The organism is Amycolatopsis sp. NPDC102389, from assembly GCF_044765885.1.
In the GTDB taxonomy this organism is placed as follows: Bacteria; Actinomycetota; Actinomycetes; order Mycobacteriales; family Pseudonocardiaceae; genus Amycolatopsis.
Genome location: NZ_JBIWKX010000013.1, coordinates 99807 through 113021 on the forward strand (window position 1 = coordinate 99807; position 13215 = coordinate 113021).

Sequence of the window (13215 nt, forward strand, 5' to 3'; positions counted from 1 at the left end):
GTGCAACAATCGGCAGGAACAAGGAGGATCGTGCACATGTTGGCTGCGCAGCGTCGAGACCTGCTGATGGAACGACTCAAGACCGAAGGCCGGATCGTGGCCAAGGACCTCGCCGCCGAACTCGGCGTATCGGAGGACAGTATCCGCCGTGACCTGCGAGAACTCGCGGACGCCGGACTCTGTCAACGGGTCTATGGCGGAGCCTTGCCGGTCTCTCCCGCCACCGCGGACTACGCGACGCGCATGGCGGTCAGCATCGCGGGCAAGGAGCGGATCGCGAAACGTGCAGCAGCGTTGATCCGGCTGGGGTCGACGGTCATCCTCGACGGCGGCACGACCGCGCTCGCGCTGGCGAAGGCGCTCCCCGTCGACCTCGAGGCGACGATCGTCACGCACAGCCCCACGGTCGCGGCCGCGCTCGTCACGCATCCGAAGGTCGAGGTGTTCCTCATCGGCGGACGGCTCTTCAAGCACTCCGCTGTCACCTGCGGGGCGGCGGCGGCCGAGGCGGCCGACGGGATCAACGCCGACCTGTTCTTCCTGGGCGTCACCGGCGTGCACCCCGAAACCGGGCTCACCACCGGGGACTCCGACGAGGCCGCGATGAAACGCACCCTCGCCAAACGAGCCGCCGACACCTACGTGCTGGCCAGTTCCGAGAAGATCGGCGCGGCCTCGCCGTTCACCGTGCTCCCCCTGTCCGACGTCGCGGGCGTGATCACCGACGCGGCGCCGGACGAGCCGACGGTGAAGGCGCTGGGGAAACTCGGAGTGAGCGTGCTGGGCGTCAGCCCTTCTTGGCCAGCCCGCGAAGCTGCTGCCAGCGACGCTTGATCCCCCACAGACCGACCAGGACGATCGCCTCGCGCACGACCGAACCGCTCATCTTCGACTGACCGACCTCGCGTTCGGTGAAGGTGATCGGCACCTCGACCACCTCGAAGCCGGCGAGCGCCGTGCGGAACGCCAGGTCGATCTGGAAGCAGTAGCCGCGCGAAGCGATCTCGTCGAGCGGAAGCTTCTCCAGCACCGGGCGGCGGTACGCGCGGAAACCCGCGGTGATGTCCTTGATCTTCGTGCCGAGCGCGATCCTCGCGTAGAGGTTCGCCACCCACGACAGCGCCTTGCGCTGGAACGGCCAGTTCACCGTGCTGCCGCCGGGAACGTAGCGGGAACCGATGGACAGGTCCGCGTCCTCCAGTGCCGCCAGCACCCGCGGCAGATCCTCCGGCGCGTGCGAGCCGTCGGCGTCCATCTCGACGATGGTGGCGTACTCACGGGCGAGCCCCCAGCGGAAACCCGCGACGTACGCGGCGCCGAGGCCGGCCTTCTCGGTCCGGTGCATGACCTGGATCCGCTCGTCGGCCTTCGCGAGCTCGTCGGCGATGTCACCGGTGCCATCCGGGCTGCCGTCGTCGACGACGAGGGCGTTCACGTCCGGAAGTGCCTTGAGCAGACGTTCCAGGATCGGGCCGATGTTCTCCCGCTCGTTGTACGTCGGGATCACCACCAGCACCGGGTCGATTCCCTGGGCCCCCCGCGGCGCCTGCGCCATCCGCTTTTCCTCCGTGTTCCGGCGGGTCAGCCCGCCGCTTCCCTCGTTGCCTTGGCGGCGCTCGCGCGCCGGGTGCGGAAACGGAGCACGTACCCGCCGGTAACCCCGGCGATCGCCAGGGCCAGCAGCCCGTACTCCGTCGTCACACCGAGTAGATCCGACAGCGTAGTCTGCTGCCTCAGCGGTACGCGCCCCACCAGGGAGTCTCCGGTGAACAGGCTGGTGGAGGCACTGATCGAACCGTCGGGCGCGACGATCGCGCTGACCCCGCTGGTGGCCGAAACGATCACAGCGCGCCCGTGTTCGACCGCCCGCAGCCGTGACATCGCCAGCTGCTGGTAGCTCATCTCCCCCGGGCCGTACCAGGCGTTGTTGGTCGGCACGACGAGCAGTTCGGCGCCGTCGGCGACCGATTCCCTCGCCGGGTAGTCGAACGCGGTCTCGTAGCAGATGAAGACGCCGACCTTCGTGCCCGCGACCGACAGTGCGGCATTGGCGCCGTCACCCGGTGTCATGTTCGCCACGCTTTCGACGAACGGTGTCACCAGCTTCGCGACTTCGCGGGCCGGGACGTACTCGCCGAACGGGACGAGCTGCTGCTTGGCGTAGCGCTGGCCCGGGCCGGTGACCGGATCCCAGACCAGCGCGGAGTTCTGGGCGGTGCCGTCGGGCAGCCGGACCAGCGCGCCGATGATCGCCTGCGTGCCGTAGTCGCGGACCATCTGATCGACCCCGGCGTCACCGGTGCGCATGGCCATCGCGGTCTCGGGCCACACCAGCAGATCGACCTTGGTGTTGCTCGCCTTGAGCTTTTCCAGCAGGCGGGCGCTCTCGGTGAGATGGTTGCTCCGGAGTTCGTCGCGGCGGCCTTCCAGCGCCAGGCCGATGTCCGGGGCGTTCCCCTGCACCGTGGCGACGGTGAGTTCGCCGTCCTGGGCCTCTGTGCCGATCGTCGGCCACACCGCGAGGCCCGCCACCACCGGCGCCAGCGTCACCGCCGACGCGGCCACCAGCGAACGCCGCGGGTCGGCGCCCCTCAGCCGGAGGCACAGCGCCGCGAGCCCGAAGCCGGTCGCCACGACGGCGAGACCGACCAGCGGAGCGCCGCCGATCGAGGCCAGCGAGACGAACGCTCCCTCGGGCTGGCTGAACGCCACCCGGCCCCACGGGAAGCCGCCGAAGGGGAACCAAGCGCGCGGTGTCTCCAGCGCGATGATCACCAGCGCCGCCCACAACGGTCCGAGCGGCAGCCTCCACACCACGGTGGCGAACGCCCCGCCGAAGCCGAGATACACCGACAGCGCCATCGCCAGCCCGAGCCATGGCCACGGCCCGAAGCCCGGGCCGAGGAAATCCAGGAGCCAGGTCAGCAGCGGGAGGAAGAACCCCAGCCCGAACACGAACGCGTAGCCGAACGCGCCCCGGAACCGGCGTCCGTGCACCACCAGGGCGAAGCCGGTGAACGCCAGCGGCGCGAGCCACCACAGCGGGCGCGGCGCGAAACTGAGGTACAGCGTGAAACCCGACGCCGCGGCGACGAGGAAACGCACGAGCCAGGCGCGGGAGAACCGCTTCCGGGGCACCGCTTCGGGGTCCGGATCGGTCACGGTCGAGGACACCACTGAAGCCTAGGCCGCCCGGGTGAACGCATCGTGGATGACCTCTCCGTCGCGGACCGTGCGCAGGCAACGAGGCAGCGCCGCCCCCTCAGCCAGGTTCGGCAGCGGGGGCACCCCCGCGCGCGGGTCGGTCGACCAGCGTTGCACCCGCGAGTCCGGTGTCGCGACGACGAGGTCTTCGGCGTCCCAGATCGCGTAATGCGCGGGAGCTCCCGGGACCAGGCTGCCGGTGACACCGTCGTTCAACCCGGCGGCGCGATGTCCCGCGCGGGTGTGAGCGGTGAAGGACGCGCGCGCGGACAGTCCCGAGCCCGGCGTGCGGTGATAGGTCCCGGCGCGGACGGTGGCCCAGGGGTCGACCGGCGTGACAGGGGCGTCGGAGCCGAACGCGAGGAGCAGCCCTTCGGCGGCCATGGCGGCGAAGGGGTTGAGCTTCGAGGCCCGCTCGGCGCCGAGTCGGTCGACGTACATGCCGTGCTCGCCGCCCCATTCGGCGTCGAACTGCGGCTGGACCGACGCGACCACGCCCCAGTCGGCGAGCGCCTTCGCCTGCTCCGCGTCGATCATCTCGACGTGCTCGAGCCGGTGGTGCCGGGCGGCCAGCGCTCGGCGGCCGACGGCCTTCTCGGCGAGCCGGAACCCTTCGACCACCTCGGCGACGGCGGCGTCGCCGATGACGTGGAAACCGGCCTGCAGTCCGGCCTCGGTGCAGGCGCCGACGTGCTCGGCGATGGCGGCGGCGTCGAGGTAGAGCGTCCCGGAGGTGCCGTGGGCGTCGGCGTACGGCTCGTGCAGGGCGGCGGTGCGCGAGCCGAGCGCGCCGTCGACGAACAGATCGCCCGCGACTCCCCTGGCGCCGAGCGCGCGGGCGGTGTCGATTCCTCCGCGCTCGCCCCAGTAACCGACGACCTCCGGCAGGCCTGGTTCGGACGCGAGCGTGAGCAGGTCGGTGAGGTCCTCGGCGCCGGAGATGTCCGGGCCCGCGCATTCGTGGACGCTCACGACTCCGCGCGCGGCGGCTTCGGCGAGGAACGCTCGCTGGGCTTCGCGGCGCTGCTGAGGCGTGATCGCCTCGCGCATCGCGGCGCGCACGAGGTGGTGCGCGTCGCGGGTCAGGGGTCCGTCGGCCGACCAGCCCGGCGCCTCGTGCACGCCGGTGGCCAGTGCGACGAGGGCGCTGGAGACGAGCGCCGAGTGGACGTCGACCCGGCTCAGGTACACCGGGGCGCCGTTCGCGGCCTCGTCGATCTCGGCGCGGCTGGGCAGCCTGCCGTCGGTCCAGCGGGATTCGTCCCAACCGTGCGCGACCAGCACCTGGCCGGGCCGGACGGCGTCGCGGACCGCGGCCAGCAGTTCGCCGGCCCCGCGGACGCCCGCCAGGTTCAGCCCGGTGAGGTGCAACCCGGTCGCGGTGGCGTGGACGTGCGCGTCGACGAAGGCCGGGGCGACGAAAGCGCCGTCGAGGTCGACGACCTCGGCGTCGGGATGCAGTGCCTTGGCCGGGCCGTCCTGTCCCACCCAGACGACGGTGCCGTCGGTGATCGCCATCGCGGTGGCGTCGGGAGCCGAAGGGCTGTAGATGCGCCCGCCGAGCAGGAGCGTGGTTCGCGCGTTCGTCACCCTCCCGAGTTTGCAGCGTGCGGACCACCACGTGACCAGCGGGTCGGCATGATTTCGACACACCACGCAGGACAGGAATATTTACGTCTTCCGAACGATGTGACAGGATATTTTCACGCGTTTCCGACGACGAGGAGTACAAGTGACTGCGATCCAGGAACCGACCTCGCCGGTGGCCGCCTACGATCAGCCCTACGACTACACCCGGGTCGAGCTGACCGAACCCGACTGGCGCCGCTTCCCCGGCTGGCACGACGTGACCGAGGCAGAGTGGCGCGACGCGCAGTGGCAGCGAGTGCACTGCATCCGTAACGCCAAGCAGCTGCGCGCCCTCATGGGCGATCAGCTCGAGGAGCGCTTCTACGAGGACATGCTCGCCGACCAGCGCGAGATGGCCACGATGTCGATGCTCCTGCCACCGCAGATGATCAACACGATGGCGCCCAACGCGGGCACCGACCCGGCGAAGGTGACCGAAGCCTGGTACGCCGACCCGATCCGCCGCTACATGCTCCCGGTGCGCAGCGACCGCGACACCGAGTGGCCGAGCCACCCGCACTCCGAGCGGGACTCGCTGCACGAGGCGGAGATGTGGGTGGTGGAGGGGCTGACCCACCGCTACCCCACCAAGGTCCTCGCCGAGATGATCTCCACCTGCCCCCAGTACTGCGGGCACTGCACCCGGATGGACCTGGTCGGCAACTCCACCGAACAGATCGAGAAGCACAAGCTCTCGCTCAAACCGGTCGACCGCCAGGACGCGATGATCGAGTACCTGAAGAAGACCCCCGGCGTGCGTGACGTCGTGGTCTCCGGCGGCGACGTCGCGAACGTGCCGTGGCCGCAGCTGGAGTCGTTCCTGATGCGGCTGATGGACATCGACACCGTCCGCGACATCCGGCTCGCCACCAAGGCGCTCGCCGCCCTGCCGCAGCACTGGATCCAGCCGAAGGTCGTCGAAGGCCTCGAACGCGTCGCCGGCACCGCGCAGCGCCGCGGCGTCAACCTCGCGATCCACACCCACGTCAACCACGCCCAGTCGGTGACCCCGCTGGTCGCCGAAGCCGCCAGGACCGCGCTCGACGTCGGCGTCCGCGACGTGCGCAACCAGGGCGTGCTGATGAAGGGCGTGAACGCGACCCCGGCCGAGCTGCTGGACCTGTGCTTCGCGCTGCAGGGCGAGGCGAACATCCTGCCGTACTACTTCTACATGTGCGACATGATCCCGAACGCCGAGCACTGGCGGGTTTCCGTGCACGAGGCACAAGAACTGCAGCACGCGATCATGGGCTACCTGCCGGGCTACGCCACTCCGCGGATCGTCTGCGACGTGCCGTATGTCGGGAAGCGCTGGGTGCACCAGCTCGCCGAGTACGACCGTGAGCTCGGGATCTCGTACTGGACCAAGAACTACCGGACCGGGATCGAACACGAAGACCCCGAGGCCTTGCAGCGCAAGTACCCGTACTACGACCCGATCTCGACCCTGCCCGAAGCCGGTCAGCGCTGGTGGCGAGACCAGCCGCAAGGATAAGGAACGCAGAGGGGCGTTCGGGCTCGTAACGGAGCTTCGGACACCCCCTCTGTCCGCAAGGGCCGGTGCACCGGCCGACGCGGAATCTCGATTGCGTGCCCGTTCGGCGCCTGGCTAGGGTCCGGCCTTCCCACATCTCGGTCGACCCCAAGGACTCCGCACTTGAACCGCGAACGAATGTCCCGTATCGCCCATGCCGATCATCCGATCAAGTCGCCGTTGGGCGACGCTTCGGTCGACCGGCTCCTTGATCGGGGGCTCCCCAAGGGTGACGAGCGCGTGCTCGATCTCGGGTGCGGTAGCGGGGAATGGCTCCTGCGCGCCCTGTCCACGCGGCCCGACCTGCGCGCCGAAGGGGTGGACATCTCGGAGGGCGCCTTGGAAGACGCGCGTCGCGCGGCGAGCGATCGTGGCGTCGCGGACCGCCTCGTCCTCCACCATCGGGAGGCCGAAGGCTTCGTCTCGGCCGAGCCGTTCGACCTGGTACTGAACGTCGGATCCTCGCATGCCTTCGGCGGGCTGCTGCCCACCCTGGCCGCGGTCCGCCGTCATCTGGCGCCAGGCGGCCGCGTCCTGATCGGCGAGGGCTTCTGGGACCGCGCTCCCTCTCCTGAGGCCGTCGAAATGCTGGGCGACTTCACCGACCTCGCCACCACAGTGGACCGTGTGGTCGCCGACGGATGGACCCCGATCCACGGACATGTCAGCACAAGGCACGAATTGGACGAGTACGAGTGGGCATGCTGGGGCTCGCTGGCTTCGTGGGCGCTCGACCATCGCGAAGACCCGGACAGCGCGGAAGCGCTCTCGATGGCGAGCCTCCGCCGGACCGAATGGCTGCGCGTCTACCGGGACACCTGGGGCTTCCTGTCCCTCGTCCTGCGCCGCACGCCCGACCACACCTGAGACGGCGCACCACCTGGACTTGACCGGCGCTCCCGACGCGGCCTATTGATAATCGACGTTTATCAATAGGCCGAAATAAAGTCTTTGTCTTCGATGAGTTTGCTTCCTACCGTGAACGAATCGGAGACAGAGGCAAGGGAGGAGGCGTCTCGTGGAACTTCGCCACCTGCGTTACTTCGTCACCGTCGCTGAGACATGTCACTTCGGCCGGGCGGCCGAGCAACTGCACGTCGCGCAGCCGGCTCTGTCGCACACCATCCGGCAGCTGGAGGAGGAACTCGGCGTCGTCCTGCTGGCCCGGACCACCCGGCAGGTCCGGGTGACACCGGCGGGTGAGTTCTTCCTCGCCGAAGCCCGGCGCGTGCTCGCGGGGCTGGACGTGGGGGTTCGCGGAGTCCGGCGTATCGGCGAAGGGAAACTGGGCCTGCTCCGGGTCGGGTTCACCGGCACGGCGGCGTTCTCCCATCTGCCGCGGCTGGCCAGGGAGCTCGCCCAGCGGGTGCCGCAGGTGGAGCTGGAGATCCGCGCCGACCTGCTGACCGCCGAGCAGTGTGAACGCCTGCGCACGGGAACGCTGGGGATCGGGGTGCTCCGTCCTCCGGTCACCGGGGACGACATCGACTTCCGGGTGATCGAGAGCGAACCGCTGGTCCTCGCCGTCCCGGCCGACCACCGGCTGGCCGTCGAGCCCGTCGTCGCGATGGCGGATCTGCGGACCGAACCGCTCGTGACCTACGACCGGCGCAACTCGGTCGTGTATGAGGCCGTCGCGCGCAGCTGCCGCGAGGCCGGGCTCACGCCCCATCAGCTCCACGAAGCCTCCGGAACCGCGGTGCTGCTGGCACTGGTCGCCGGCGGACTGGGAGTCGGCGTGGTGCCCGCCTCGGCCCGCGCCCTCCCGCTGGCCGGTGTCGTGTTCCGCGACCTCGCCGGAGCGGCGACCGTGGAGCTTGCCCTCGCCTGGCACCGCGAGACCTCGTCCCCGCTCGTCACGACCGTCCTCGACGCGCTCGAGGACGTCTTTCCTTCCGTCGCACCGTCCACAGGGGGCACCTGATGAAGATCACCCGGATCGAGGCGATCCCGTTCGCCATCCCGTACCGAAAGCCGCTGAAGTTCGCGTCGGGAGAGGTGCACGTCGCCGAGCACGTCCTCGTGCGGGTGCACGCCGACAACGGCGTCGTCGGCGTGGCCGAAGCGCCGCCGCGGCCGTTCACCTACGGCGAGACCCAGGCGGGGATCGTCGCGGTGATCGACTCCCTGTTCGCCCCGCAGGTCGTCGGCCTCAGCCTCCTCGACCGCGAAACGGTGCACACCCGGCTCGCCCGCACGGTCGGCAACCCGGCCGCGAAATCCGCGCTCGACATGGCCATCTGGGACGCCCTCGGCCGCAGTCTCGACGTGTCGGTGACCGAACTTCTCGGCGGCTACACCGACCGCATGCGCGTGTCCCACATGCTCGGCTTCGACGAGCCGTCCGCGACGGTCGCCGAAGCCGAGCGGATGCGCGACACCCACGGCATCACCACCTTCAAGGTCAAGGTCGGCCGCCGCCCCGCCTCACTCGACACCGCCGTCGTGCGCGCGCTGCGGGAACACTTCGGCGACGGCGTCGACCTCTACATCGACGGCAACCGCGGCTGGACCGCCGCCGAATCCGCCCGTGCGATGCGGGAGATGGCCGACCTCGACCTGCTCTTCGCCGAGGAACTGTGCCCCGCCGACGACGTCCTCGGCAGGCGCTGGCTCGTGCGGCAGCTCGACGTCCCGTTCATCGCCGACGAATCCGCGGTGACCCCGGCCGACGTCACCCGCGAGGTGCTCGGCGGCTCAGCCACCGCGATCAGCATCAAGACCGCTCGCACCGGCTTCACCCGCTCGCAGCGCACCCACCACCTCGCCGAGGGCCTCGGCCTGGAAGTCGTGATGGGCAACCAGATCGACGGCCAGCTCGGCTCGCTGTGCACGGTCGCCTTCGGCTCGGCCTACGAGCTGACGTCCCGCCGCCCCGGCGAACTCTCCAACTTCCTCGACATGAGCGACGACCTGCTCACCGAGCCCCTGCGCGTCACCGACGGCGAACTCACCGTCCGCCCCGGCGCCGGCCTCGGTGCCGAAATCGATCCCGAAAAACTCCGGCGCTACCGCCAGGACCACTGACGCCCACCACGAATCAAGGAGGATTCATGACCGCCATCCACGAGACGGCCACCGCGGCCGCGTCCGGCGCCAACGCGACCGAACGGTTCAAGAGCGACAAGTTCGCCGGCGTCGCCGGAACACCCAAGGAACGGGTCAGCCTGCTGGCCCGCGAGGTGCTGGAAGCCGTCCACGGCACGATCCGGAAGCACAAGGTCACCTACGACGAGTACAACGCGCTCAAATCGTGGCTGATCAGCGTGGGCGAGGACGGCGAGTGGCCGCTGTTCCTCGACGTCTGGGTGGAGCACGTCGTCGAAGAGGTCGCGACCGAGCACCGCGAGGGCAACAAGGGAACCATCGAGGGCCCGTACTACGTGCCCGACGCACCCGAGCAGGGCGCGCGCGGCTCGGTCCCGATGCGCGACGGTGAGCCCGGTACGCCGCTCACCTGGACCGGCCAGGTCACCTCGACCGACGGCACCGCGCTGGCGGGCGCGAAGGTCGAACTGTGGCACGCCGACGCCGACGGCTTCTACTCCCAGTTCGCGCCGAACATCCCGGAGTGGAACCTGCGCGCGAGCTTCACCGCCGACGCCGACGGCAAGTTCGAGATCCACACCGTGCGCCCGGCCCCGTACCAGATCCCCACCGACGGCGCCTGCGGCAAGCTCATCGCCGCGGCGGGCTGGCACGCGTGGCGCCCGGCGCACCTGCACGTCAAGGTCTCGGCTCCGGGCCACGAACTGCTCACCGCACAGCTGTACTTCCCCGGCGACGAGCACAACGACGACGACATCGCGTCGGCGGTCAAACCGGAACTGGTGCTGGACCCTCGCCCCTCGGGCGACGGCGAGGCCATCGACTACGGCTTCGTCCTCGACCCCGAACGTTCCTGACCAAATGTCCTTTTTGGAGTGATCGATGCTCTACCACGTTCGTATGGACGTTCGCCTGCCACCGGACCTCGATCCGGCGGAACGTACCGACATCATCACGCGCGAAAAGGCGTACAGCCAGAAACTGCAACGAGAAGGCAAGTGGCCACAGATCTGGCGGATCGCCGGCGAGTACGCGAACTTCTCGATCCTCGACGTCGCGGACCACGACGAGCTGCATACGCTTTTGTCCGGTTTGCCGTTGTTTCCGTATATGGACATCGAAGTCACGCCGCTGGCGGCACATCCGTCCAAAGTCGCCTGACCGTGCCGGACCGGCTGCGGACGGTCACGCGGCGGCCGGATCGGCCCGTTTTCCCCTGTCCCGCAGCAAAAGCGGACTAACCTGCCGCAGTGGACGGTCAGCCTGGGACGAACCTGCTCGGAGAACTGCGGCGCGTGGCCGGGCTGACGCAGGAGGAGCTGGCGGAACGCACCGGGCTGACGGTGCGCGGGATCAGCAACATCGAACGCGGCCGGGTCGCCCGGCCGCGGCGGCGGTCGCTGGAGGCCCTGGCTCGCGGACTGGGCCTGCGGAACGATCGGATTCCCGGTTTCGTGCGGCACTATCTGCCGGACGCCGACCCCGCGCCGAGACCGGCCAGCGCACCGCCTCCGGCCTCCGTGCCCGCCCAGCTGCCGTCCGGCAGCACGTCGTTCACCGGACGGCGTGACGAGCTCGCGACACTCGACGACCTGGCCGCCCGCCGCGACCGGGCCGTGGTCGTCGCCGTCCTCGAAGGTATGGGCGGGGTGGGCAAGACGTCGCTGGCCGTGCACTGGGCGCAGTCGGTCCGCGCGGAGTTCCCGGACGGTCAGCTGTTCGCGAACCTGCGTGGCTACGGCCCGGGCGCGCCTGCCGACCCGAGCGAGGTGCTGCACTCGTTCCTGCGCGCGTTCGGCGTGCCGGGCGCGGAGGTGCCGGCGGACCTCGACGGCCGCTCGGCGCTACTGCGCAGTGTGCTGGCCACGCGTTCGGTGCTCGTCGTCCTCGACAACGCGCGATCCGCCGATCAGGTCCGGCCGTTGCTGGCTGGGCACGCGGGATGCGTCGTGGTCGTGACCAGCCGCTCGACGCTGCAGGGGCTGGCTGTCAGCGACGACGCTCACCGGGTCACCGTGCCACCGCTCGACGACCACGAGTCGGTCGCGTTGCTCGGCCGGTTCACGGGCCGGGCGCGGCTCGGCGCCGACGAGACCGCGCTCGCCGACATCGTGTCCGGCTGCAGCGGGCTGCCGCTCGCGCTGCGGATCGTCGGCGAACGGCTGGCGCACGATCGCGGCCTGGCGGAGGTGGCCGCGGCGATGCGGTCGGCGAACGACCGGCTCGACGCGTTCACCACCGAGGAAGCGAGGACGTCGCTGCCCGCGGTGCTCTCGTGGTCGTACGAAGCGCTGCCCGGCGATGTCGCGAGTGCGTTGCGGCTGCTCGGTGTGCACCCGGGTCAGCATTGGGACCCGGCCGCCGCGGCGGTGTTGCTGGACACCGACGCGGCCGAAACACGGCGGCTGCTGCGGGCCTTGGTGGCCGGGCATCTCCTGGAGCACCGCGCGGACGGCCGTCACGAGTTCCACGACCTGGTCCGCGACTACGCGCGCAGCCTCACCGATGGACGGCGACCGGCCGCGATGCGCCGTCTCGCCGGGCATTACCTGTCCGGCGCGGCGGCCGCCGCCGACGCCATCGCGGCGCGGGACCCGAACCGGCGGCCGCTCTTGACCTCGGAGGTCGGCGGCCGGACGTTCGAGAGTTCCGAGGAGGCGGCCGCCTGGCTGGCCACCGAACTGCCCACGCTGCTCGCGATCGCCGAGGTGTCTGCGGCCGCGGGCGGGACGGCGTACGCCCGTGACCTGTCCACCGTGCTGTGGCAGGCTCTGCGGCTCCATGGCCACTACGACGCCTTGCACACGTTGCACGGCTTCGCGCTCGCCGAGGCCCGTCGTGCCGGGGATCCGTTCGGCGAACAGCAGGCGCTGACCGACGTAGCCGCCATCTGCGCCCGCGTCGGCCGGTACGACGAAGCCGTCGAGCACCTCACCGCCTGCCTCGAAGTACCGGGCAGCCGGACCGCGACCGCCCGCGCGCTCACCACGCTGGGCACGGTGTACGCGCAACTGGGCCGGTACCCGGAAGCGGCACACCACCTCCGGGAGGCCGTCGAACTGGCCCGCGAAGTCGGCGACACGCTCAACGAAGGCCGGGCCTACGGCAATCTCGGGTTTGTCCACGAGCACTTGGGCGAGCTGGACGCCGCGCTGGGGAGTTATCAGCGGGGGCTCGACATCGCCGAACAGATCGGCGACAACGCCGCCGTCGCGATCTCCCTGCACAACCTCGGCGACGTCTACCGCGCGCTCGGCCGCTACGAGGAGGCTCGCGAGCACCTCGACCGGTCGCTGATCGTGAGCCGGGCCCTCGGGCACCGCGAGGCCGAGGGCTACGCGCTGGTGTACCTCGGGCTGGTGCACCTGCATCTCGGCGACCCGGTGACCGGGCGCCAGTACGAGGAGCAGGCACTCGCGATCGCCGCCGCGACCGGCATCCGTCCGCTGGAAACCCTGGCGCACAACGGCTTGGGCGACAACGCCCGGGCAGGCGGCGACCGCGCGGCGGCGCTGGCGCACTACCTGCGGGCCCGCGAAGTCGCCCAGATGACCAGTGAACAGCACGAGGAAGCCCGGGCACTGGACGGGATCGCGGCGACGTACGAGGACGCCGGAGAGACCGAAAAGGCGCGCCCGTACCGCCATCGCGCGCGGGCTCTGTACGAAGCCATGGGCATCTCCGGCTGAGCCCAGCGGCGATCTCGCGTGATTGAACAGCGCACACGCGTGATTGGAGAGCGCACACGCGTGATTGGAAGTGTCTTCGGGTCCCGGCTCAATAGCGGTCCGTGTGCCCGC

General features: G+C 70.2%; 11 protein-coding genes. 8 read left to right on the forward strand and 3 right to left on the reverse strand.

The window, feature by feature from the left end; translation table 11 throughout:
• Positions 1-36 precede the first annotated feature (36 nt).
• Positions 37-834, forward strand: coding sequence for a DeoR/GlpR family DNA-binding transcription regulator (locus ACIRGA_RS14680; protein WP_400941095.1), 798 nt, complete (start codon positions 37-39; stop codon positions 832-834).
• On the opposite strand, the gene ACIRGA_RS14685 is transcribed toward ACIRGA_RS14680, so the two are convergent.
• From ACIRGA_RS14685 to ACIRGA_RS14695, 3 genes are read right to left on the reverse strand one after another with little or no spacing between them, the layout of a single operon-like run.
• Complete coding sequence (locus ACIRGA_RS14685) at positions 788-1555, reverse strand: polyprenol monophosphomannose synthase (protein ID WP_400940955.1); 768 nt, start codon at positions 1553-1555, stop codon at positions 788-790. The genes ACIRGA_RS14680 and ACIRGA_RS14685 overlap by 47 nt on opposite strands.
• A 26-nt stretch (positions 1556-1581) precedes the next feature.
• Entirely contained in the window at positions 1582-3174 is a 1593-nt protein-coding gene (gene lnt, locus ACIRGA_RS14690) for an apolipoprotein N-acyltransferase (RefSeq protein ID WP_400940957.1), read from the reverse strand.
• Between the two features lie 9 nt (positions 3175-3183).
• Positions 3184-4794 (reverse strand): amidohydrolase, encoded by a 1611-nt coding sequence (locus tag ACIRGA_RS14695; RefSeq protein WP_400940959.1) that lies wholly within the window; start codon positions 4792-4794, stop codon positions 3184-3186.
• A gap of 142 nt (positions 4795-4936) precedes the next feature.
• Between ACIRGA_RS14695 and ACIRGA_RS14700 the strand changes: the two genes are divergently transcribed.
• From ACIRGA_RS14700 to ACIRGA_RS14730, 7 genes are all read left to right on the forward strand, one after another.
• A complete protein-coding gene (locus tag ACIRGA_RS14700; protein WP_400940962.1) occupies positions 4937-6328 on the forward strand; it encodes a KamA family radical SAM protein in 1392 nt (463 codons plus the stop codon).
• A gap of 162 nt (positions 6329-6490) precedes the next feature.
• Positions 6491-7234 carry an SAM-dependent methyltransferase gene (locus ACIRGA_RS14705; RefSeq protein ID WP_400940964.1) on the forward strand — a complete coding sequence of 248 codons (744 nt, stop codon included), beginning with the start codon at positions 6491-6493 and terminating at the stop codon, positions 7232-7234.
• Positions 7235-7385: 151 nt separating this feature from the next.
• Entirely contained in the window at positions 7386-8291 is a 906-nt protein-coding gene (locus ACIRGA_RS14710; RefSeq protein ID WP_400940967.1) for a LysR substrate-binding domain-containing protein, read from the forward strand.
• Positions 8291-9394, forward strand: a complete 1104-nt coding sequence (locus ACIRGA_RS14715; RefSeq protein ID WP_400940969.1) for a mandelate racemase/muconate lactonizing enzyme family protein — start codon at positions 8291-8293, stop codon at positions 9392-9394. Before ACIRGA_RS14710 ends, ACIRGA_RS14715 begins: the two co-directional genes overlap by 1 nt.
• Before the next feature lie 26 nt (positions 9395-9420).
• Entirely contained in the window at positions 9421-10272 is an 852-nt protein-coding gene (gene catA / locus ACIRGA_RS14720) for a catechol 1,2-dioxygenase (RefSeq protein WP_400940973.1), read from the forward strand.
• A gap of 25 nt (positions 10273-10297) precedes the next feature.
• A complete protein-coding gene (gene catC / locus ACIRGA_RS14725; RefSeq protein ID WP_400940976.1) occupies positions 10298-10576 on the forward strand; it encodes a muconolactone Delta-isomerase in 279 nt (92 codons plus the stop codon).
• Between the two features lie 89 nt (positions 10577-10665).
• Positions 10666-13104, forward strand: coding sequence for an ATP-binding protein (locus ACIRGA_RS14730; RefSeq protein ID WP_400940978.1), 2439 nt, complete (start codon positions 10666-10668; stop codon positions 13102-13104).
• Positions 13105-13215: the final 111 nt, after the last annotated feature.